Source organism: Paraburkholderia fungorum, from assembly GCF_046026025.1.
In the GTDB taxonomy this organism is placed as follows: Bacteria; Pseudomonadota; Gammaproteobacteria; order Burkholderiales; family Burkholderiaceae; genus Paraburkholderia; species Paraburkholderia fungorum_E.
The window spans coordinates 25,372-46,497 of record NZ_JAQQFL010000046.1; the positions used below are offsets into that span (position 1 = coordinate 25,372).

General features: G+C 61.8%; 20 protein-coding genes. 9 read left to right on the forward strand and 11 right to left on the reverse strand.

The features are described 5' to 3' along the window. The first annotated feature begins 299 nt into the window (after positions 1-299). The 3 genes from PQR67_RS34450 (at position 300) to PQR67_RS34460 (ending at position 4,078) form a co-directional block, all read left to right on the forward strand. Positions 300-1,724, forward strand: a complete 1,425-nt coding sequence (locus PQR67_RS34450; protein WP_408467266.1) for a DUF2957 domain-containing protein — start codon at positions 300-302, stop codon at positions 1,722-1,724. A gap of 100 nt (positions 1,725-1,824) precedes the next feature. Next, a complete protein-coding gene (locus PQR67_RS34455) occupies positions 1,825-3,072 on the forward strand; it encodes a DUF2957 domain-containing protein (RefSeq protein WP_408467267.1) in 1,248 nt (415 codons plus the stop codon). A gap of 181 nt (positions 3,073-3,253) precedes the next feature. After that, positions 3,254-4,078 carry an OmpW/AlkL family protein gene (locus tag PQR67_RS34460; protein WP_408467268.1) on the forward strand — a complete coding sequence of 275 codons (825 nt, stop codon included), beginning with the start codon at positions 3,254-3,256 and terminating at the stop codon, positions 4,076-4,078. Positions 4,079-4,355: 277 nt separating this feature from the next. On the opposite strand, the gene PQR67_RS34465 is transcribed toward PQR67_RS34460, so the two are convergent. Then, positions 4,356-4,991, reverse strand: coding sequence for a LysE family translocator (locus PQR67_RS34465; protein WP_408467269.1), 636 nt, complete (start codon positions 4,989-4,991; stop codon positions 4,356-4,358). Between the two features lie 76 nt (positions 4,992-5,067). Continuing rightward, positions 5,068-5,937 carry an NAD(P)-dependent oxidoreductase gene (locus PQR67_RS34470; protein ID WP_408467270.1) on the reverse strand — a complete coding sequence of 290 codons (870 nt, stop codon included), beginning with the start codon at positions 5,935-5,937 and terminating at the stop codon, positions 5,068-5,070. A 94-nt stretch (positions 5,938-6,031) separates the two neighbouring features. Between PQR67_RS34470 and PQR67_RS34475 the strand changes: the two genes are divergently transcribed. Both PQR67_RS34475 and PQR67_RS34480 read left to right on the forward strand, forming a co-directional pair. Beyond that, complete coding sequence (locus tag PQR67_RS34475; protein ID WP_408467271.1) at positions 6,032-6,787, forward strand: Mut7-C RNAse domain-containing protein; 756 nt, start codon at positions 6,032-6,034, stop codon at positions 6,785-6,787. A gap of 137 nt (positions 6,788-6,924) precedes the next feature. After that, positions 6,925-7,203, forward strand: coding sequence for a hypothetical protein (locus tag PQR67_RS34480; RefSeq protein ID WP_408467272.1), 279 nt, complete (start codon positions 6,925-6,927; stop codon positions 7,201-7,203). Positions 7,204-7,356: 153 nt separating this feature from the next. Here PQR67_RS34480 and PQR67_RS34485 read toward each other — a convergent pair whose 3' ends face one another. The 4 genes from PQR67_RS34485 to PQR67_RS34500 form a co-directional block, all read right to left on the reverse strand. Further along, positions 7,357-7,569 (reverse strand): hypothetical protein, encoded by a 213-nt coding sequence (locus PQR67_RS34485; RefSeq protein ID WP_408467273.1) that lies wholly within the window; start codon positions 7,567-7,569, stop codon positions 7,357-7,359. A 226-nt stretch (positions 7,570-7,795) separates the two neighbouring features. Then, positions 7,796-8,548: an IclR family transcriptional regulator domain-containing protein gene (locus PQR67_RS34490; protein WP_408467274.1), complete on the reverse strand. Its 753-nt coding sequence runs from the start codon at positions 8,546-8,548 to the stop codon at positions 7,796-7,798. 120 nt (positions 8,549-8,668) lie between these two features. Further along, positions 8,669-9,847 (reverse strand): SDR family oxidoreductase, encoded by a 1,179-nt coding sequence (locus tag PQR67_RS34495; RefSeq protein ID WP_408467275.1) that lies wholly within the window; start codon positions 9,845-9,847, stop codon positions 8,669-8,671. A gap of 91 nt (positions 9,848-9,938) precedes the next feature. Continuing rightward, on the reverse strand, positions 9,939-10,685 hold the full coding sequence (locus tag PQR67_RS34500; RefSeq protein ID WP_408467300.1) for a MipA/OmpV family protein: 747 nt from the start codon (positions 10,683-10,685) through the stop codon (positions 9,939-9,941). Positions 10,686-10,886: 201 nt separating this feature from the next. On the opposite strand from PQR67_RS34500, the gene PQR67_RS34505 reads away from it, so the two are divergent. Genes PQR67_RS34505 through PQR67_RS34515 form a run of 3 tightly spaced genes read left to right on the forward strand, consistent with a single transcriptional unit; the run spans position 10,887 to position 14,029 of the window. After that, the gene (locus PQR67_RS34505; RefSeq protein WP_408467276.1) at positions 10,887-11,612 is read left to right on the forward strand and encodes a response regulator; all 726 of its coding nucleotides are present in this window, start codon (positions 10,887-10,889) and stop codon (positions 11,610-11,612) included. Then, positions 11,613-13,049, forward strand: coding sequence for an ATP-binding protein (locus tag PQR67_RS34510; RefSeq protein ID WP_408467277.1), 1,437 nt, complete (start codon positions 11,613-11,615; stop codon positions 13,047-13,049). It begins immediately after the preceding gene. A gap of 44 nt (positions 13,050-13,093) precedes the next feature. Then, a complete protein-coding gene (locus PQR67_RS34515) occupies positions 13,094-14,029 on the forward strand; it encodes a DMT family transporter (protein WP_408467278.1) in 936 nt (311 codons plus the stop codon). On the opposite strand, the gene rtcR is transcribed toward PQR67_RS34515, so the two are convergent. Further along, on the reverse strand, positions 14,017-15,621 hold the full coding sequence (gene rtcR, locus PQR67_RS34520; protein ID WP_408467279.1) for an RNA repair transcriptional activator RtcR: 1,605 nt from the start codon (positions 15,619-15,621) through the stop codon (positions 14,017-14,019). The genes PQR67_RS34515 and rtcR overlap by 13 nt on opposite strands. Before the next feature lie 270 nt (positions 15,622-15,891). Here rtcR and PQR67_RS34525 point away from each other — a divergent pair, with 270 nt between their 5' ends. Next, positions 15,892-17,103: an RtcB family protein gene (locus PQR67_RS34525; protein ID WP_408467280.1), complete on the forward strand. Its 1,212-nt coding sequence runs from the start codon at positions 15,892-15,894 to the stop codon at positions 17,101-17,103. Positions 17,104-17,168: 65 nt separating this feature from the next. On the opposite strand, the gene PQR67_RS34530 is transcribed toward PQR67_RS34525, so the two are convergent. The 4 genes from PQR67_RS34530 to PQR67_RS34545 form a co-directional block, all read right to left on the reverse strand. After that, positions 17,169-17,420: a hypothetical protein gene (locus PQR67_RS34530; protein WP_408467281.1), complete on the reverse strand. Its 252-nt coding sequence runs from the start codon at positions 17,418-17,420 to the stop codon at positions 17,169-17,171. 781 nt (positions 17,421-18,201) lie between these two features. Then, positions 18,202-18,906 carry a DUF2242 domain-containing protein gene (locus PQR67_RS34535; RefSeq protein ID WP_408467282.1) on the reverse strand — a complete coding sequence of 235 codons (705 nt, stop codon included), beginning with the start codon at positions 18,904-18,906 and terminating at the stop codon, positions 18,202-18,204. Positions 18,907-19,084: 178 nt separating this feature from the next. Beyond that, positions 19,085-19,723: a lytic transglycosylase domain-containing protein gene (locus PQR67_RS34540; protein ID WP_408467283.1), complete on the reverse strand. Its 639-nt coding sequence runs from the start codon at positions 19,721-19,723 to the stop codon at positions 19,085-19,087. A 121-nt stretch (positions 19,724-19,844) separates the two neighbouring features. Then, positions 19,845-21,086: a cytochrome-c peroxidase gene (locus PQR67_RS34545; RefSeq protein ID WP_408467284.1), complete on the reverse strand. Its 1,242-nt coding sequence runs from the start codon at positions 21,084-21,086 to the stop codon at positions 19,845-19,847. Between the last annotated feature and the right edge of the window lie 40 nt (positions 21,087-21,126).

The following is a 21,126-nucleotide window of genomic DNA, read 5'->3' on the forward strand; positions in this document are numbered from 1 at the left end:
CCTGCACAGCATAGTTTTCCGCATAGGGAAACTCCGGATTTTTTCTCGAACGGTCGTTCGAAGATCATAGAGCCATTTTGCTGTAACGCTTATCTGACAAGGGCGTGCGGCGAAGCAACGGTACCGCTGTCAAAACCAAAATTCCTTTTTTGTTTAAAAGGCCTCCCGGTGCCCAAGCAGTGCGTGTCTGGCAAAAAATATCCCGTTTGAATCGGTCTTTTTAGACGGCTCATTCAATTGACAGGCATTAAACGCGCAGCGAAATTAGTTCGCACTATTACATGAAGGGAGACAGCTGCATGTCGCACGCCAATATTCGAGGCCTGGCGATGGCCATTGCCATGGCCCCATTGCTCATCGCATGTGGCGGCGGCAAGGCCGGCGATCCCAGTACGATCAATGCGCCGCAATGCTCGGGCTCGACTTGCGGCGTGCAAGGTCCGCCCGCTACAGGCGCGGGTCCGGCCGCGTTGTGCCCTGCGACCGCCGACATCGTTAAAACGACCTATCTTGGCGGTGCAGGCAGTGGCGAAATCGTTCAGGTGAACATCAACGCGACGGCGATGACGTACACGCTGAAGTGGCTAGAGTCGCCGATTCCGTTGCGTACGGGTCAAGTCACGCCGACGCGCGCGGGCACGCAAATCACGGGCGCCGTGATCCACCCGCCAGCTGGCGCACTGCCGACCGCCGAACAGACGCGCTGCGCCTTCATCCTCGGTGCGGGCACCGGTACAGGCGTTGGCGACGGTCAGCCTTATACGACACCCGATTTCGTCAACAATCCGAATCCTCCGATGATTCTCGTCGGTCTGGGCGTAGCCGGTGGTGGCATTCCAGGTGCGACGGTCGAGTACGACGGGCTGACTATTCTCCCGGTGCCGGGCCTGGAGAATATCGGCGCCGTGCCGAACCGGCACTTCGACTTCTATCCGTTCATCGGGTTCGCCAGCACGACAACCGATATCACCCGGCTGCCAGGCACCTATAACGGCCTGCTTTACCACCTCGTGCCGTCGGGCTCTTATGCGGCAACAGCGACCAATACGGTTGAAACCTTCGACGCTAGTGGCAATTGCACCGGCTCCAACTCATCCAACGCAGCATTTCATCCAAGTGCAAGTGGCTGCCTGACGACCGGCACCGCCTGGGCGCCCAACAGCAGCGGCTACTTCGACAGTAATAACGCACCGCAGATCGGCACTCAACTGACGCTGCCCACCGGCACTAGCGGTTCCGTGGCTCCGGCGCACATGATCCTTGGTCAGATCAACGGCGCAACCGTGCCGCTCGTTATCCGCACGGGCCTTGTGAATCTCGGCACTGCGCCGCTGCATCTCGACGCCAAGGTCGACGACGAGTCCGGCATCGCCATGCTCACCGCAGCCACACCGCTCGCATCGGGTGGCTTCGACGGCGGCTATGTCGGCGCGGATTCGAACTTCAAGTCCACCGCGACGTTGATCCAGGGAGGCGTGGGCACCTTCATCAATCCATCGACTTCTGCCGCTGAAGACGGTTTCGGCCTGGGATACGGCCTGCCGAGTCCCGGACTGGTCGGCGTCCAGCAAGCGAACGGTCAGACCGGTTTCGCAATTGCGTCAGGCGGCCTGTACGCAATCGAAATTCAAGGCACCGTCAACGGCGGCGTCACGCCGACGTCGGCGATTTCAGGTACGTCTAACGCCCCCTACTTCGGCATCGGCGCGCAGATCAGCAAGTAAGGACTGAAGGACCGGCAGTTCGCAGTACGAGACATAAATAGAGCAAAAGGTGGCCGGACAGGGAGTCTGCCACTCACAACGAGAAAATTCTGGAGGCAGTATGAAATGGAGAATCCTTTCGGTGCTCGCTCTTGCAGCACCGTTACTGGGGGCATGCGGTGGTGGTGGCGGCAACGGCGACGGACCGGTCACCGAAGTTCGTCTGTGTCCTGCGTCGCTCGACTACAGCACGGTGTTCACGGGCGGCGGCGGTGACGGCGAACTGGTCAAGCTGCAGATGGACACGACCAAGATGACGTGGCAAATCAACTATATCGAGTCGCCGATCCCGGCCACCGTCGGCACCGTCGCGCCTACGCGCGCGGGCCAGAGCGCAAGCGGCACGCTGACCCAGGAAACCCAACTGCCGACCGCCAAGCTCAATCAGTGTGCTTTTCGCCTGAACGGGGCAAGCCTCGACCCGAATCGTCCGGCGCGGATTTTTGTCGGCGAAGGCGTGGCGGGCGGCACGATCCCGGGGGCGGAGATTTCCTTCGCCGGGATTCTCGGTGTGGGCGCGGTGCCCGATACCACCTTCCCGTACTACCCGTTCATCGGTTTCTCGTCGATTGAAACGAACATCGCGAACGTGGCCGGCACCTACAACCAGCTCGGCTACCACCAGGTTCCGTCGCAAAACTTCGCGCCGGTCGCGGTCGACACGAAGATCACGATCAATGCCGACGGCACGTGGACCGAGTGCGACAACTCCGGCGTCAACGCGGGCACGTGCCAGCAACCGGGAACGAACTTCGTGCAGTCAGCCGACGGCAGCGGCGCGTTCGAAACCGACAACTTCCTGGGCCAGGCCAAACCGACGCTCGCCACAACGCCGAAGGCACGCGGCTACATGATCGTCGGCAAGCTGCGCAATCAGGTGGTGCCGATTCTGGTGCGGACCGGCGCGGCGAACTCATCGGTGACAACACCGGTGAACGGCTCACTCGGCCCGTATGCGGACGATGAGTCGGGCATCTCCATCCTGGCGCCGCAAAGCGCGATCGCGGTCAACTCGCAAAACGGCGAGTACATCGGCGTGGATAGCCAGTTCGACTATCGCACGACGGCGCTCGAAGGCACCGAAGCCACGCTGCTCGATCCGTTCAACGCCTCGCAGGCCTCGCTCGCGACGGCGCTGAATCTGAACTTCACGCAGACCGTGCCGGGTGTCGTGACGACCACGCAAGTGGGCGCCTCGACGGGCACTACGCCGACCGGAAAGATGATCTTTACGGGTGGCGTGTTCGGCTACCTCGATATGACCAACGCGGCCTCGCCGTACTTCACGATCGGCGCCTTCGTCCAGTAATGGACGCAGCACGCGCCGCTGACACGCAGCGAGGCGTTCGCGTCCCGGCTGTCGCGCACAGAAATAGCGCGGCGGCCGGCGTCCACCGACTATCCAGCGCACCGGCCAGGCAATCAGGCCGCCGTCGCTCGCAGCGCGCGAAGAACGCAACGATCGTCATGCGCGCCTCAGGAGGAACACCATGAAAAAGATCTTTTTCGCGATACTGGCTGCCTGCCTGTCAGTCAGTGCGCACGCGCAACACGCGGGCGACAACGTCGCCGTGCTCGGCTGGTTCCACGTCATGCCGCAGGATTCGAGCACGCCGCTGACCACCAACGTCGCCCCGACACCCATCAATACACCACTGCGTCTGCCAAGTTCGTTCACGTCCAGCGGCACGGGGTTGTCGACCAATACCGCGAATACCGTCGGCCTCGTCTTCAGTCACTACATCACCGATCACATCGCTGTGTCGACGGTGGCGGGTGTGCCGCCGGTCTTCAAGATCTACGGACACGGCACCATCCAGCCGCCCGGACCGGCAGGCGCACTCGGCCAGCAGAATCTGGGCGATCCGCAGGCCAATCCGATCGTGAAAAGCGTGCGCCAGTGGAGCCCGGCGCTGCTGTTCCAGTATTACTTCAATGCGCCGACGGCCCATTTCCGGCCGTTCGTGGGCATTGGCGTGTCGTATAACTGGTTCTCCGACGTTCAGTTGAGTCCAAACTTCGTGACCGCGACCCAGAACAATCTGGGCTCGGTGCTGGCAGCGGGTGCGGGCAAGCCGGGGCAAACGCAGGTGTCGGCGAAGGCGTCGTCCTCCTGGCAGCCGGTGTTCAATGCGGGCCTCGCCTATAACATCACCGATCACTGGGGCCTCGTGGCATCGGTCACGTACATTCCGCTGAAGACCACCTCGTCGGTCATCATCAAGGCGGCAGACGGCACGGAGTTGGGTGTCTCGAAGGCGGAACTGAAGGCCGATCCGATCATTTCGTTCCTGGCCGTCTCGTATAAGTTCTGAGTTCGACGTAGACGCGACAAAGCCGGCGGCCTCGCGCAGAGGCCAGCCGGCTTTGTCTTTTCTGGAAGGCACGGGAAATTCGGGGCAAAAAAAAGCCCGCCTAATTGGACGGGCTGAATCCATATCAGAGGAGACATGGAGGAGACAAGAAGAACTATAGCAAATGATTTGGTGCGTCGCAACATTCAAATTAGGGTAGACCCTCAGCGTTGCATACGCACAACACCCCTTGCGGCGCCTGGCAAGTGGTGTCGACCGCCATGCGCCAGCCGTTTGCCTAGTGCCGCACCAGCGCCATCATCGCGCCGAAGCCGACGAACACGCCGCCCGTCAGACGATTGAACGTCCTGGCGACGCTGCGGCTCTTCAAGCTGGCGCCAATCCGCGTGCCGAAACCGGCGTAGACCAGATACCAGCTCACCTCGATGACGGCAACGGTAGCGACGAGCACGCCGAACTGCGGCAGCTTGGGCCGCGTCGCGTCGATGAATTGCGGCAGCAGCGCGGCGGCGAACAGGATGGCCTTCGGGTTACTGCCCGCCACGAGGAAACCATTGCGAAACAGCGCGAAGCGCGAACGCGCGGGCTTGGCGGACAGTTCCTCGACCGCGCCGGCAACGCCTTCGTCAACAGGCGAACGCCACGCCTTGATGCCCAGATAGACGAGATACGCCGCACCGATCATCCGCAGTGCGTTGAACATCGTCGGCCACGCCGTGAGAAACACGCCGAGGCCCGCCGCCGACACCGCCAGCATCAACACCAGCGCCGACAGGCAGCCGGCCATGGTCGCGCTGGAACGGCGCAGGCCGTGCCGGGCGCCGTGCGTCATGACCAGCAGCATGTTCGGACCAGGAATCGCGCAGACAACAAAAACAGTCGCGACGAAGAGCCACCAGGTGTGCAGACTCATAGGGATCGATGCAGAAAAAGGGATCAGACCGCGATTATGCCCTTCCGCACCTTAAAGCGCCCTCGCCTGCGCCCGCTCAGCGCCCTGCCCGCCGCGCCGCGACCTGTCCCAGCACCGCGAAGTCTTTCTCGCCGTCGCCATGCGCCACGGCTTCGATCAGGCTGTCGCGCACCACGCTCGCGATCGGCAACGGCGTCGTGACCGCATCGGCGGCCGCCAGCGCGAGACGCACGTCCTTTAGTCCGAGGCGCGCCTTGAACAACGCCGGCTCGTAGCGCTGCTCCGCGATCATCTTGCCGTAGCCCGAATAGACCGGCCCCGGGAACAGACCACTCGTGATGACATCGAGAAAATCCTGAATCGCGACGCCGTGGCCCGTTACGAGCGTGGCCGCTTCGCCGAGCGTCTCGACAGCCGCAGCCAACATGAAGTTAGCCGCGAGTTTCATCACGTTTGCCTGCTGCGGCAGCGAACCGATGCGCCACGTTTTCTGGCCGATGGCGTCGAAAATCGGCTGCACACGGTCGATCGACTCGGCCGGGCCGCCTGCCACGATCGTCAGCTTGCCGGCCGCCGCGACGTCGGGCCGGCCCAACACCGGCGCGGAGACGTAATGAATGCCGCGCGAGGCGTGCGCGGTCGCCAGTTCCTCGGCCAGCGCCACCGAGATCGTCGCCATGTTCACGTGAATCAAACCGCGCGGCGCGTGTTCCAGCAGCGACGCGGTGACGACTTCGCGCAATGCGGTGTCGTCGGCGAGCATCGAGAACACGGCGTCGCCCGCAAACGCTTCAGCCGGCGTCGCGACGATCCGCGCCCCTGCGTCAGCAAGCAACTGCGTGCGTTGCGGCGACCGGTTCCACACACGCACCTGGTGCCCGGCTTTCAAAATGTTTGCAACCATTGCGGCGCCCATCTCGCCGAGACCGATAAAACCGATGTCCATCTGTCGCTCCATCTTCTAAAGAACTGGCAGTAAAGCACACCCATGCGACACGTGCAGGACAGCGCGCAATTGAACACGGTGCGATACTGATGCGATGGTCACCGCGACATTCCGCTTCTATGAGGAGCTGAACGACTTTCTCGCCCGGCCCCTGCGCCGGCGCGCGTTCAGTTGCGCCTGCGCGCGCGGCGCCACGGCGAAACATATGATCGAAGTGCTCGGCGTGCCGCATACCGAGGTCGAACTGATTCTGGTGAACGGTGAGTCGGTCGGTTTCAATCATCCCCTATCCGACGGCGATCGCATCGCCGTTTATCCGAAGTTTGAAGCGCTCGACATCCAGCCGCTATTGCGCGTGCGCGAGCACCCGCTGCGGGTGGTGCGCTTCATTGCCGATGCGCATCTGGGCGGTCTTGCACCGCTGTTGCGGCTAGCCGGCTTCGATACGCTCTACGACAACCACTATCCCGACGCCGATATCGAAGCGCTCGCCGCCGCACAACAACGCATCGTACTGACCCGCGACCGTGAGCTATTAAAACGCCGCGCCATCACGCATGGCTGCTACGTACGCACGCTGCGGCCACGTGAACAATTGCGTGAAGTGTTTGAACGGCTGGATCTGGCCGGCAGCGCGCAGCCGTTCCGTTTGTGTCTGATGTGCAATGCGCCGCTGCGGCGTATCGCCAAAGACGAAGTCGGCGACCGGGCGCCCGACGGCGTGCTGGAACGGCACAGCCAGTTTGTCACCTGCGACGTGTGCCGGCGCGTATTCTGGGAAGGCACGCACTGGCAACGAATGCGCGCGCTGATGGACAGCGTGGCCGGCGCGCCGGAACCGCCCGCTTGAACAGCCCACAATGGCTCGAACTCCGCGGAGCCCGAGCATCGCCTGGTCGCCGCTCAGGTGCGGAATTGCCGCCGTTGGCTCGACGCGCGGCGCGATGCGTACAATGCGGGATTACTTATCTGGCAGAGGCCTTCCGTATGGCGATGAAAAAAACCGACCTTGAAAAGAACAAGGCGCTCAAGCTGAACAATGCAATGAACCTGTCGACCGCCGAACGCTTCGGCAAAGCCGCTGCCGCTGAACCGAAGCTCGATCGCCGTGAACAGCGCAAGCTCGACCAGGCACAAGGGCTCGTCGCCTTCGCCTGCAAGCTGAACGGCGACCTGGTTACGGAGCTGAAAGAACGCGCCGCCACCCATCCGGAAGGCATGACCGGACTGCTGAACGAGGTCATCAAGCGCGGTCTCGCAGGCTAAACGCCATCCGAGCTAGCCGCCCAATGCAAAAAGGCCAGAGCAGAAGCTCTGGCCTTTTGCTGGCGGCATTCAACCGGAATCGCGCTGCACTCGCCGGCTAGCAGCGTGCGCAGACGAACCGGCAGGGTTCGCCTGACAAAACCAAGCGTTAGCTTAGTTTGCCGTGCCCTTGTCGTTCGTGCCAGCTGCCGAAGCTGCCGACGAAACCGGAGCACGCTTGCCGTGCGTCTTCAGCTTCTTGATGTGGTGCTTCTTCGGCGTGCTAGCTGCAGCGGCCGGTGCTGCTGCGTCCGATGCTTGTGCGAAAGCTTGAACGGAAACCAGCGCGATCGAAGCTGCTGCGAGCGAGACGATAACTTTTTTCATGTGTTGTTCCCCAAACCTGGACGACTGAGTCAATGTGAATGAAATAGCTGAACGGTGAAGCAGACGGCACGCAAGGCGCCTTCCCGCTCCCCGCGGGAGAGTATTACGCAGTGTATGCGGTTTGTCATGCCCAAAACTCGATATGTATTTTCCGGGAGACAGCTTGCTTTCGATAAGCTTTCACTCGTTAAGCATTCCATATTAGGGCGATTACCTAGTCCCGCATTTAGAGCAGGTTTCTGAGCAAACTCGCGGTTTCCTGGAGGGTCGGCAGCACCCGATGCAGCGCCGCGTTCGCCGATTCCTGGCCGATTGGCATGCTCACGCTGATCGCCGCCACCACCGAGCCGTGCCGGTCCCGCAGCGGTACCGCGACACCGCGCATGCCCAGTTCCAGTTGCTGGTCGGTGACGACATAACCATCGCGGCGGATTTCGCTCAGCACTTCGCGCAAGCGTTCAGCGGTCGAATACGTATGCGGCGTGAATACCTTGATCGGATAGGACGCCAGCCACTGCTCGATGCTTTCCGGCGCCTGAAAGGCCAGCAGGACCAAACCCGCGGACGACAACGGCGCGCTCGCCCGCGACCCCAGCACAAAGCCGACCGCCATCGCCCGGTTCACGCCGTTGCGCGCGACATAAACCACATCGTGTTCATCGAGAATCGCGACCAGTGCGGTTTCCTGCAAGGTTGCGGTGATGCGCTGAAGAAATGGTTGCACGGTGCGCGGCAGGCGCGCCGAATCCAGATACGACTGACCGAGCCGCAATACACGCGGCGCGAGCCAGAACAGCTTGCCGTCGGTGTCCACGTAGCCGAGTTCGCGCAGCGTCAGCAGATAGCGGCGCGCCGCCGTGCGCGAGAGTCCAGCGCGGGCGGCCACCATGGTCGGCGTCATGCGCGCATGCTCTTCGTCGAATGCTTCGATGATCGCCAGTGCCTTTGCGGCGCCAGCGATCCAGTCTTTCTCGTCCATTGCGTCTGCCTGAAAATCCGTTGGCCAAATGGGTCAGCGATACCCTGACTCACCCAACCCGTTGCGCGATTATCGCGCGAGTCGCGGCACTGTATAGCCGGTTAAAGACCTGGCGAGAACCTATTTGAAGTCCCAGCGCATCTGCTCGGCGATCCCCACCCCGCGCGAGGTCCGCACACATTCGCTCACGTAGTCCGTAAAGGGCAGTGGCTCGAAACCAATCTCGTCGCGCAGGCGGCGGTTGTCGAATGCGTAGTCCAGCTCGGCGAAACCGGCGTACAAACGCAGCGCATGTTCGATCAGACGGCCGCTGCCGCAGCGATCGCGGCCCACCACTTCGCGTGCGATCTTGCCGAAGTCGCGCACCCGGCACATTGAATAGCGGCGGCCCGAAACACCGGTGGCTTCGTCCATGGCGCTGATGATCTGACCAATGGTCGGCGCCTCCGAACCCGCCGACACGTGATACGTATCAAAAGCCAGCGACGGCTTCACCGCCAGCAGCGCCACCGCGCGCGCGCAATCGTCGGCGGATATCACGTCGAGGCGGTTCATGGCCCGCGCCGTGAAGCGCCGCGCGGCGTGCACCACGCGAAACACCCAGAAAATGCTTGCCGAAGGAAGCGTACCGAGCACCGTATGGCCCACCACGATCGACGGCCGCACCACGACCAGCGGCAAGTGCGGATACGTGCTGCGCAGCAAGCGTTCGACTTCACGTTTGCTGCGCGTGTACGGCACGAGGTGGCTCGTTTCGCCATAGCCAAACGGCGATTCCTGAACGTTCGCGCCGCATTGCGTGCCGCACGCCATCGCCGTGCTCACGTGCACAAAGCGCCGCAGCTTTTTGCTGCCGACAAAACGCGACGCAAAACACAAGGTATCGTGCACATTTGTGTCGAGCACTTGCGGATGTGTCGAGAACGACGCGAGCGCCGCGCAATTGATCACATGCGACGCCTTGGCGAGCCGCGCCAGATCGATTTCCGGGAACGCGCTGCCGAGTTCGCCGACCATCACGTTGGCTTCCGTGATTCGCTGGGCTCGAGCATGCGGCAGCCCGCAGCGCACCGCAGAAGCGCGCAACCGCGCGAGCGCATCGGCCACACTGGCGCCGCGCACCAGACACACCATGCGCTCGACCAGGCCGGCGTTGATCAAGGTCACCAGCAGATTGCCGCCGATAAATCCGGTCGCACCGGTCAGCAACATGCTGTCGACGCCCATTGCCTGCGCGCGTGCCGACGAAATCAGGCTGTCCTGCCAGGCAGTGGAAAGAGGGGGTTGCCATGCAAACATCGCGAGCTCCTTGCAGGGAAATCTGAGCGTCGGGAAAGTTGATCCGGACAACCGATCAACAGTCGCGTCAACAGTCACATCAACACACGCATCAATAGCGATACGTCAACGCAGTGATCGCGAAGTAGTTGTTCTTCGACTGCACGATCGGGCTGTTCGCCGACGCGCCGAGCAGGCGCGTCACGCCGCCCTCGGTATGCACCGACCAACGCGGCGAGAAACTGTAGGTCCATGCGGCCGACACCTTGGCGCTGTCGAAACCGCCTTTCACCGCATACGGCTGAAAGCGGCTCGCGGCCGCCTGCGCATCGGTGACGCCAAAGAAGGTCTGCGTATAGCGGCCGCTACCGGCATGCACGCTGCCCGTGATGCTGATTTCGTTGTCGACTGTTTGCAGCACCGGCACCGTCAGATCGACGTGCCCGCTGGTGCCGCGGCTGGTGTGCGTGAGGGGCTGATCCAGCGTGATGCTGACGGTCGAAGGACCAAACAGATGCGCGCCGACCTGCACGGACATCATGACCGAACCCGGAATCCGGCCCATGCCCTTCAGGTAGTCGGAGCCCGGCAGATCAGCACGATTTCTGTCGGTGCGGCCGAAGTCATAGCTGAGCGCCGCGGATGCGAACAGCCCATTGGCGAACGTGTGCTTGTAGCCGAGGCCGTCTGTCGGGCTCAGAAAGATGCCGTTGCTGAACTCGGCGGAGATCAGCGGAGCCACGAACGGACGGTAGTCGCGGCTACCCTGATAGCGCGGCGCCACGCCGCCGGCCAGCGAAAACATATAGAAATTCTCGGCGTATGCCACCGACGAGCAGGTCAGGCCAAACAGCGGAATAAACAGATACGGGAGGCGTTTGCGCACGATCAGGACTTTTTATTTGGGACGGAAGCCGCAGTCTAGGGACGCCGCCGCGCCACGTCTGTCCTGAAGTTGGGAGAATGTGTGCGCAATTGTGTTCAAGTGTTCACGAATGTTCGCGGCGTATCCCGTGGCGGTGCGCGCGGATAGAATCGGCGCCTGATAGTGGAGACCCATATGAACGACGCCCCCCTCAAAACCAGCGTGCTGCTGATCGAGGACGACGATCGCCTCGCGCAGTTGATCGGGGAATATCTGAACGGCTACGAATTCAGCGTGACAATCGTGCGACGCGGCGACACGGCCGTGGCCGCCGTGCGCGAGCACAAACCGGCGCTGGTGATTCTCGATCTGATGCTGCCGAACATGGACGGCATGGAGGTCTGCCGCCGCATTCGCAGTTTTTCGCGCGTGCCGGTGCTGATCCTGACGGCGCGCGTCGACGTATTCGACCAGATTGCGGGACTGGAAACCGGCGCCGACGACTACGTCGTCAAGCCGATCGAGCCGCGCGTGCTGGTCGCCCGCGCCCGTGCGCTGTTGCGTCGTGCACAGCCGGCGGAAAGCGCGGAGCCGTCCACGCAGGACGAGACGCTGACCTTCGGTGAACTGGTGATCGCGCCGCCCGATCGAGCGGTGAGCTGGCGCGGCCAGCCGGTCGACCTGAAGACCGCCGAGTACAACCTGCTGCTGATCCTCGCGCGCGCGGCCGGCACCGTGCTGAGCCGCGACGATATTCTCAGGCAATTGCGCGGCATCGAATTCGACGGTCTCGACCGTACCGTCGACGCCGGGATCTCGCGGCTACGCCGGCGTTTCGAAGATGCGTCACCCGAGCCGCACAAGATCAAGACGATCTGGGGCCGCGGCTACCTGTTCAGCCCGTCGGCATGGGAGGAATAAATGATCCGCTCCCTGATCCGGCTGTACCTGATCGTTGTCATCGGCGGCGGCCTCGCCATTGCATTCGTCAACACCTCATTCTCGCAACTGTTCCATGAGCGCGTCACACAAACCGAGCGCGGCGCGGACCGTACGTATGCATTCGTACTCGAGGATTACCTGCAACGGCACTCAGGCCAGGAACGCGCCGCGGCGCTCGCGGAATTGAACAAGCACGGCAGCGAAGGCTTCAGGTTGATGACGACCGACGAGGTCGAGCCACTGGTCGGCAAGCGCCAATGGCGCGAGTTGCGCGATGGCAAGCTGGTGTTGGACTACGACACCACGAATTACTTCCTGCCTCTCTCGGATGGCATCGTCGTCTATGCGCGTCGCGGCGATTCCACCACGGTCGAGATTCAGGCACTCGCGTATGCGTTGCTCGCGCTTGCCACGCTGCTTTCGGTGGTCGTGTGGGTGCACTATCACTGGCGCGATCTGCGCAAGCTCGAAGCCGCGGCGCGCACCTTCGGCTCAGGCGCGTTATCGACGCGCGTGAAGTTGTCGAGCAAGTCGAACATCTACGACCTGTCGCAACAATTCAACGAAATGGCGCAGCGAATCGAAGCGTCGATCCTGCACCAGCGCGAGATGATGCACGGCATCTCCCACGAACTGAAGACGCCGCTCGCGCGGCTCGAATTCGGCCTTGCGCTGCTGCAATCGCCGGAGTCGCCCGAGCGGCAGCGCGAACGACAACTGGCGCTGTGCAAGGACGTGCGTGAACTCGACGACCTCGTCACCGAACTGCTGACTTTGAGCCAACTGGAACAAGGTGAAGGGCATCTGGTGCTGATGCAGGTGTCCGTGAATGAGTTGCTCGACAGCGTGGCCGCGAGCATGTCCAACGATGTCGCCGATCGCTCACTGACGCTTTCGGTCAGCACGGCGGGCGTGTCCGCTGGGGGTAGCGCTGCAGGTAGCGCTGCAGGTAGCGCTGTAGGCACGGCCGCCGCCCGCGCCCCGGTCTCTCGTATGCCGGTTGCCCGCACGCCCACGTATCATGTCTGCGATCCCAAACTGGTCGCGCGTGCGCTGCTGAATCTGCTGCGCAACAGTACCCGCTACGCACGGCAGGCGATTTCGCTAAGCGCGGCCGCCGACGCGGCAGGCGCACTGGTGTTGATCGTCGAGGACGACGGCCCCGGAATTCCGCTTGCGGAGCGCGGGCGCGTATTCGAACCGTTTCACCGGCTCGACTCCAGCCGCGACCGGTATACCGGCGGCTTCGGCCTTGGCCTCGCGATCGTGCGGCGCGTCGCGCTGGTACATGGCGGCGACGTGCGACTCGAAGAAGCGGCATCGGGCGGCGCACGCTTTGTGATCACCTTGCCGGCGTTACCATTACCGGCGCCGGCAAAGAAACCCGCGCCGCAAGACGCCGGATATCACCGTTGAGCCGCGAGCGCCTTGTTCAAACAACCGAATTCGAAAAACAGCCTTTGAAATCCGACACACGCCAACACCTGCGCGCCAATCTGCTGATGCTAATCGCGGCCATGATCTGGGGCTCCGCGTTCGTCGCGCAACGGCTAAGCCTCGATACGATCGGACCGTTTCTGTTTACCGGGCTGCGTTTCCTGCTCGGCGCGCTGGTCGTGCTGACCATGATCGTTTGCGTGCGGCGCTCCGCGCTGGCGGAATTGTCAAAGCGCGAACCCGGCGGCGCACGCGAACTGCTCGGTGCCGGTGTATTGCTCGGTGTCGTGCTGTCTGCGTCGATTTCAATGCAGCAGATCGGTCTGCAATACACAAAGGTCGCCAACGCCGGCTTCATCAGTTCGTTATACGTGGTGATCGTGCCGCTGCTCGGCGTGCTGTTTCGTCATCGAACGGGGTTCGGCACCTGGCTCGGTGCGACGCTGGCTGCGATCGGCATGTACTTTCTGAGCGTCAACGAGCACTTCTCGATCCTGTACGGCGACTGGTATCAGCTTGCCGGCGCATTGGTGATTTCCGTGCAGATGATGCTGGTCGGCCGCTTCGCGCTGCGGCACGACACCCTGATGCTGGCGCTCGTGCAGTTCGTGACCTGCGGGGTGGTGTGTCTGGCCGTCGGTCTCGTGATCGAGCCGATCAGTCTTGCGGTGATCGAGCGTGCCGCGCCAACGATTCTGTACGGCGGTGCGCTGTCGGTGGGCATCGCCTATACGATTCAGGTGGTTGCGCAAAAACATGCGGCGCCCTCGCATGCCGCGGTGATTTTCAGTATGGAAGGGGTGTTCGCCGCGTTCGCCGGCTGGCTGGTGCTCGGTGAAACATTGTCAACGCGTGCGCTGTCTGGATGCGCGCTCATGCTCGCCGGCCTGATGGTGTGCCAGTTGATGCCCGCCCGGCGCCCCACGAGCGAACCTGATCGCTTGCCTCACGAAGCGTGAGGGCGCAGCCAGTCGCCCCACTCCACGTCGAAACGCGCGAGGTATTTGCGCAGGCGGTCGGCGTCGTTCGGCTGCTTCCTGGATTGCCGCGACACCGCAAAGAGCGTGCGCCCCGCGTCCGACAGACTTGCCGACGCCTGGCAAACCTCCAGCACACGCTGGAGTTGCAAGCGGTCGAACAGGTCGTAGTCGTCAGCACGTGCGCCGAGCGTGCGTGATACCAGATCATCATCGGCACCGTCAGAGGGAGGCGCCCACGTTCGCTGCAAGCGCTCGATTTCCTGTCCGGCATTGTCTTCCGTGATACGCCCGGCGTCCGCCAGGGTCGCCATGCGCGTCACCGAGGCTGACAACTCGCGGAAATTGCCGGTCCACGCGGCCTTCGCGGAGGTAGCGAACGACAGATAGCGGCGCCGTGCTTCGACATTGAAACGCACCAACTCGCCCTGCTCCCGGCCGAAGCGATCGAGCTCGAATTCGAGATTCGGCTCGATATCCTCGATGCGCCCGGCAAGGCCCGGCAGGTGGTAGGTCCAAAGGTTGATCCGCGCGTACAGGTCTTCGCGAAAGGCGCCCTGCGCGACCATTGTCCGCAAATCGCGGTGCGTACCGGCGATCAGTTGAAAATCGCTGGTCACTTCCGTATCGGCGCCGACGGGCAGAAAGCGTTTCTCCTCCACGGCCTTCAGCAGCATTGCCTGTTCATCCATCCCGAGCTCGCCGATTTCGTCGAGAAACAGCAGCCCTTGATCGGCCGCGCGCAGCAAACCGCCGCGCGCGCTTTGCGCGCCGGTGAAGGCGCCTTTGACGTGGCCGAACAGCGTCGACATCGCCGAATCCCCTCGCAACGTCGCGCAGTTCACTTCGATAAACGGGCCACCCAGTCGATGCCGATTGCGCTTCAGCTCATAAACCCGCCTGGCGAGGAACGACTTGCCTGCGCCGGTCGGGCCGATCAACAGAATCGGCGCGCGCGAGCGGATCGCGACACGCTCGATCTGATCGATCAACGCGTTGAACTGCGGATTGCGCGTGGCAATACCGGCCTTGAGGAACGACACGGTGTCCTCGCGCTCGCGGGTGAAACGTTGGGCGATGCGGTTGTAGCGAGACAGATCCAGATCGATGACCGACACTTTGCCAGGCCCGCTCTTGCCCTCGTCGGTTTGTTGCGGGGGGGCGGTTTGCACGAGGCTCGCCGGCAGATAGCGCGCTTCGGTCAGCAGAAACCAGCAGATCTGCGCGACGTGTGTGCCGGTGGTGATGTGGACGAGATATTCCTCGTTGTCGGTATCGAACGCGTAGCCACGCGCGAAATCATGCAGCGACGCGTAGACCTCTTCGAAATCCCATGGATCGTGGGTGGCGATCGAGGTCAGACGCACTTCGGTGAGCGGTGAGACACCGGCGAGATCGTTCTTCACGCGATTGGCGAGCGATTCGTAACCGGGCGAGTGCAACAGCTCGAGCCGGTCGATCGGCATGCCCGGCTGCTCGCAGAGACTAATGGTGGGCCGCCAGCGTTGCCAGCGCCGCGCGCCGCCCTGGTCCAACACTGTGCCGAGAAAGCCGATAGCGACGCGCTTTTTCATTTTTATCTTTCTGTATAAAACACTAGCTGATCATATCAATTATTGGCCGGTTCAGCCTACCGGCGAGAACCACTGAACAACGGCGTACGCAGCATCTTTATGATTCACATCAATCACTTACGGCAGAACGATTCGAACACGCGACCATGCTGGCATGCTCCTCGCAATACATAACCCGACTGGGCGTCATAACCGACATACCCAGCCGGGAGCGCGCCGCACAACTGCGCGCTGCAGCCAGTCGAAAGAAGAATAGGGAAGAAAAGAAAAATGGATTACCAACTGATGGAAGTCGCGGACGGCAAGCCGGTCAAGATGTGGACCGAAGGTGTCGCCATTGACGATTTCGCCCGCGACCAACTCGCTTACACGGCCAAGCTGCCGTTCATCTTCAAGCATCTGGCGGTGATGCCGGACGTGCACGCAGGCAAAGGCTCCACGATCGGCAGCGTGATTCCTACGCTCGGCGCGATCATTCCGGCAGCAGTCGGGGTAGACATCGGCTGCGGCATGATGGCCGCGCGCACCACGCTCAAGGCCGCCGACTTGCCCGATTCGCTGGCGGGCCTGCGCAGCGCGATCGAACGCGCGGTGCCGCACGGCCGCGCACCGGGCCGCCGCGATCCGGGCGCATGGGACAGGCCGCCGCAACCGGTCGACATTGCTTGGAAGTCGCTTGCTGACGGCTTCAAGCGAATCGTCGACAAGTATCCGAAGCTCGCGCGAACCAACAACTACGTGCACCTCGGTACGCTCGGCACCGGCAATCACTTCGTGGAAGTCTGCATCGACGAAGCGGACAGCGTGTGGTTCATGCTGCATAGCGGCTCGCGCGGCGTCGGCAATGCGATCGGCAATCTGTTCATCGAACTGGCGCAGGCGGATATGCGGCAGCACATCGCGAACCTGCCGGACCGCAATCTGGCCTACTTCGAAGAAGGTAGCGCGCACTACGATGACTACGTCGAAGCGGTCGACTGGGCGCAGAACTATGCACGGCAGAATCGTGAACTGATGATGGGTGCGGTCGTTCGTGCGGCGCAATCGGTCATCGCCAAGCCGTTTTCGCTCGATGAGCACGCGGTGAACTGCCACCATAACTACGTGCAAAAGGAACACCACTTTGGCACGGACATCCTGGTGACGCGTAAAGGTGCGGTGTCCGCGCAGAAGGGCCAGCTCGGCATCATTCCGGGTTCGATGGGCGCGAAGAGTTTTATCGTACGCGGGCTCGGCAACCCGGAAAGCTTCTGCTCATGCAGTCACGGCGCCGGCCGCGCGATGAGCCGTACTGAAGCGAAGCGGCGCTTTTCCGTCGAAGATCAGGTCAAGGCAACGGCACACGTCGAATGCCGTAAAGACGAAGGCGTGATCGACGAAATTCCGATGGCCTATAAAGACATCGACGCGGTGATGGCCGCGCAGCGCAGTCTCGTCGAGGTGGTGCACACGCTGCGGCAGGTGGTGTGCGTGAAGGGGTAGCAGGGGTAGTACAAAGCGCGGCCGTCATCTCCTGACGGGGGGCGGCCGCCTAACAGCGTCCGCCATCAAGCGGCGCGTGGTTGCGCGAAAAGCTTGGGCGTATCGGAGGTAGGTGGAAACACACACCAGCAACCGTCGTCGTGACGAAAGAAAAAGAGACTGCGCGATCCGGCCTCGGGGGACGTTTCCACGCGCACATAACGCCTGCCGCCCAGACGGGTACGGCTGAACTCGGTAACGTGAACCGGAATCGACAGCCCGGGCGCCAGCCATTTCTCGACCAGAAAACGCAGCGATTGTTCACTGGCGGCTCTCATGATCCGCTCCGGACCGGCTTGTCGCGATTCGCCTCACGGGCGGCTTCGTTGCTTTCGTCGCTATCGGCGCCGTCCTCGTCGTGCTCGGACGATGCGAGGGATATGGCCCGGTTTGTCGCCGCCGCCCGCAAGGTCGTGCAGCGGCTGGCATGCCTGATATCCGAGAGAAGACGGACTAGCTGTCGTGCTGTTCTACGTTTCATTGCACACCCCCGCACTGCACCAATAACTTCAGAAAACACTTTAACTCTATGCCTGGATAGGGCGTTGCTGAAATGGTTTTGACTAAATAGCAACAGTTGCGCTTGCAAAAACATAGACGCAATCTTTGTACCTTCCAGCTTCAATGTGCGCGTCTGAGGGGACCCGGTCTGTACGGTGGCGAGCGAATGGTATCGACGAAAAAACCACCTCGCCGCCCGGCAAAATATGGCCGGATAGGTGAGTTATCCACAGTTGCCTATGAATAACTTCGGGATATCGCGTCGGACAGCCTGTGCGCGAATTCTTGATAAGGTCCGGCGCGAGGCAAGCTCCGTCAAAGTTATCCCAGCTTTGTAGTTTTTCTACAGACGTGTTCCGCAGGGTTATGGTCTCTGCATGACGTTGATGTGACGGGGAATTAGCGAGTTATCCACAGAAGGGGTTAACCCTTGTTAACTATTACTACATATATATACGTATGAAGTAAAAGACATAGGATAAGTGCCGCTGCGTGATGAGATCAAAGGCTGATCAGGTCTTGATCAGCCTGAACCCGGCATGCGCCGGCAGGCATGTTTCACGGCGCGACGCCGGCTCCGCTCGCTGGTTGCACCGACGCGGCAGCAGCCTTCTCAATTGCGTCGGTCATCTCGGGAAGGGGCGCGGGAATCGGCGCTTCAACCGGCACGGGCGCCGGTACCGGCAACAGGCGTGTCTCGATGCGGCTGTTCGCAACCGGCTGCGTGCGCACTACCGTCTGCAAATAATGATCGACGAGGCCGAAGAAGCGATCGTAGAACTTGCCCGACGGGATCGTCTCACTCGAAATCTTGACCATCGCATCGTTATTCGAGCGGATCGGCAACGACAGCGAACCCAGCACGCTCAGCCCCACGCTCGCGGACGTATCGCTTTTCTTCAGCGCAAAGCCGTTTTGCACCGCATTGACGTAGACGATGCTGGTATCGCTCGCCTCCTCCCCCGGCGTGCAGACCACATGAAACTCGACAACGATGTGCGTGTCGCCGGTCGGCTGGAAGTTTTTCGTTCCGTCGACGGTATCGGTGCGCGTCATTGTTGTCAGATAGCCCTGGCTCAACAGCGCGCGGCGCGCAGCCTCACAGGTATCCGTGGTGCTCGAGTTGAAGTTTCGGGCGTAAGGGCTCGCTCCGGTTTCGAACAGTTCCTGCTGGAATTTTGGCTGCGGCGTGCTGTTGCAAGCGGCAAGGGTCAGCAAGCCGGCGAGGGAAACGGCAGTGGTTCTGGAAAACAAGGTGAACATGATCGATCGGGAGAGGCGCAGCGTGGGCTCGGATGGGAATGCATTGTAGAGCGGTTGCCGGGCGTGCGTAAAAAGCGTGCAGCGTTTTGCGCCGCACCGCCTGATATGGCGTGACGGCTCAATCCACCGCTTCACTGCGGGAGCATGGCAACGAGAAAAAGTAAGGGGAAGTGACCGCTCAGTGCGGCATTGCAGGCGATGCGCTTTGCAGCGCTGCCCCGCCGGTGGCAGTGAGATTGTCGGCCGGGATCGTGAAAGCGTCGGCCCAGTTGTCCGGTGCCGGGCAGCGGTCGGCCTCGCACATGCTGGTCTGTGCGTTCAGATGCGATGCGACCTCCTGGGGCCCGGCGACGTCGGTGAAATCTTCGACGCGCAAGCTCACCTTCCTCGCATAGGCCTGCGATCCGCCGTAGCTCTTGAGCGCCGCATTCATGTCGCCATTGGCCGAGCGCATGTAGCCGTAGAGAATCGCCGACCCCATTTCGATGTTGGTGGTCGGCTCCGTGAGGTCCTTAACGTTTCTCAGCAGCCCGCGATGAGCGCCCGGCACCACCTGCATCAAGCCGGTCGCGCCATTGGGACCCTTGGCCTTTTCCTTGAAGCGGGATTCGATCGAGATGATCGCCAGTAGCAGGGCCGGCGGCAGTGAATATTTCGTAGCGGCGGACTGCACCGCGTCTGAAATCTTTTGTGCCTTCTCTTTTGCCAGGCCGAATTTCTGCGTCAGATACGCCGACATGCGGTCATTGGTTTCGTCGGCCGTTGCGGTTTGCATCAGGCCGAGCGAAAGCACGATCAGGCAAAGTAGCCGGCTCATAACGGGGACAGAAAAGAAAAGGGATCCACGCATTATATCCCTGCCCGAAAAAGAGGCATCAAATTGCCAGAAATCATCTGAAGAAACGCAGCCACCCGTGCGCTCGCTTCGGCTACTTCAGCTACTTCGACGGCTTCGGTTTCAGCGGGTAGTCGTCGTTCAAGGTGGCAAGAAATGCGGCGACGTCGTCGATATCCCGCTCCGACCACACGGGACGCTCGCCCGCTTTGCGCGTAAGCGGCTCGTCGGTCGTATCGACGTTCACGCGCAGCGCAATCGGCAAGTCGTTGAATTTGTCGACCGTGCCGTGCGCGTCTTTCGGATACCACTTCGCCGGATTCGTGTCGCGCTGCACGTAGAAACGCAGCGCGTCCTTCAGCGTATGGAAGCGGCCATTGTGGAAGAACACCTGCCGCGTCGCCGTGTTACGCAGCGACACGGATTTGAAAAGTCCGCAGTTGCTCCGGTCGCTCGACTGATCGGTGCGCAGCGGCCCACATAAACCCATATCGAAGTACTTCGGGTCCGCATTCGCACGCAACTCCGGATTGCGCGGCACACCGAGCGCCTGGAAGTTGAAGTCGGTGAAAAGCGGATGCGAGCCGTCGACACCCGCCTGGTCGATATGGCAGGAGGCGCAATTGCCGCCGCTCGGATTGTCGAACAGTTTTTTGCCTCTCAACTCCTGTGCCGTTAGTTGCAATTTTCCATCGAGGTAGTCATCGAACTTGCTGGTGTAAGGATGAAAGCTCGGATCTTCGAGCTCGAATCGCTCAATAGCAGCCATCGCCTGGGCGAACGCCCTGGTGCGGTCGACGAAGATGTTCTGGCCGAACACTTCCTTGAAGCGAGCGGCATACGGCGCCTGCTCGAGTTTCGCGAGCACGGCCGCCGGATCCTTGTTGGCCATCTCGTCCGGATTGAACAGCGGGAAGCTCGCCTGATCATGCAGGTGGTTAAAGCGCCCGTCCCAACCGAAGCCGCCAACCGGCGCGTTGTCCGTCTCGCTCAGACGCTCGGACAGGCTGGCTGCCTGCGCATGACTCCACATCGGCGTACGGTTTAGCACGTAGCGCAGGCTCGGCACAGCACGCGTGCCTTGCCGGTGCATGTCGGCCCCACCCAATTGTGCGGCGAGCCCGTTAGGCGGCCCGTACGCGTGCGACGGGCTATGACAGCTCGCGCACGACATCTTGCCCGACGCCGACAACGACGCGTCGAAGAACATCAGCTTGCCGAGCGCCGCGGCATCGCTGTAGACGGGCTTCGCGGCATCCGCCGCCGGCACAGGTGCCGCTGCTCCCGCGAGCGGCAACCACGCGGCACCCATCAGCGCTGCAAGCGCCGCTAGTCGCGTGGCCATGCGCCCGGTCAATCGCATTGCAAAAAACGGCATCTGATCG

Bases quoted from the DNA above. Each gene is read 5' to 3' on its own strand.
- PQR67_RS34450 (WP_408467266.1), top strand. From the start codon at position 300: ATGTCGCACGCCAATATTCGAGGCCTGGCGATGGCCATTGCCATGGCC.
- PQR67_RS34455 (WP_408467267.1), top strand. From the start codon at position 1,825: ATGAAATGGAGAATCCTTTCGGTGCTCGCTCTTGCAGCACCGTTACTG.
- PQR67_RS34460 (WP_408467268.1), top strand. From the start codon at position 3,254: ATGAAAAAGATCTTTTTCGCGATACTGGCTGCCTGCCTGTCAGTCAGT.
- PQR67_RS34465 (WP_408467269.1), bottom strand. From the start codon at position 4,991: ATGAGTCTGCACACCTGGTGGCTCTTCGTCGCGACTGTTTTTGTTGTC.
- PQR67_RS34470 (WP_408467270.1), bottom strand. From the start codon at position 5,937: ATGGACATCGGTTTTATCGGTCTCGGCGAGATGGGCGCCGCAATGGTT.
- PQR67_RS34475 (WP_408467271.1), top strand. From the start codon at position 6,032: ATGGTCACCGCGACATTCCGCTTCTATGAGGAGCTGAACGACTTTCTC.
- PQR67_RS34480 (WP_408467272.1), top strand. From the start codon at position 6,925: ATGGCGATGAAAAAAACCGACCTTGAAAAGAACAAGGCGCTCAAGCTG.
- PQR67_RS34485 (WP_408467273.1), bottom strand. From the start codon at position 7,569: ATGAAAAAAGTTATCGTCTCGCTCGCAGCAGCTTCGATCGCGCTGGTT.
- PQR67_RS34490 (WP_408467274.1), bottom strand. From the start codon at position 8,548: ATGGACGAGAAAGACTGGATCGCTGGCGCCGCAAAGGCACTGGCGATC.
- PQR67_RS34495 (WP_408467275.1), bottom strand. From the start codon at position 9,847: ATGTTTGCATGGCAACCCCCTCTTTCCACTGCCTGGCAGGACAGCCTG.
- PQR67_RS34505 (WP_408467276.1), top strand. From the start codon at position 10,887: ATGAACGACGCCCCCCTCAAAACCAGCGTGCTGCTGATCGAGGACGAC.
- PQR67_RS34510 (WP_408467277.1), top strand. From the start codon at position 11,613: ATGATCCGCTCCCTGATCCGGCTGTACCTGATCGTTGTCATCGGCGGC.
- rtcR (WP_408467279.1), bottom strand. From the start codon at position 15,621: ATGAAAAAGCGCGTCGCTATCGGCTTTCTCGGCACAGTGTTGGACCAG.
- PQR67_RS34525 (WP_408467280.1), top strand. From the start codon at position 15,892: ATGGATTACCAACTGATGGAAGTCGCGGACGGCAAGCCGGTCAAGATG.
- PQR67_RS34530 (WP_408467281.1), bottom strand. From the start codon at position 17,420: ATGAGAGCCGCCAGTGAACAATCGCTGCGTTTTCTGGTCGAGAAATGG.
- PQR67_RS34535 (WP_408467282.1), bottom strand. From the start codon at position 18,906: ATGTTCACCTTGTTTTCCAGAACCACTGCCGTTTCCCTCGCCGGCTTG.
- PQR67_RS34540 (WP_408467283.1), bottom strand. From the start codon at position 19,723: ATGAGCCGGCTACTTTGCCTGATCGTGCTTTCGCTCGGCCTGATGCAA.
- PQR67_RS34545 (WP_408467284.1), bottom strand. From the start codon at position 21,086: ATGGCCACGCGACTAGCGGCGCTTGCAGCGCTGATGGGTGCCGCGTGG.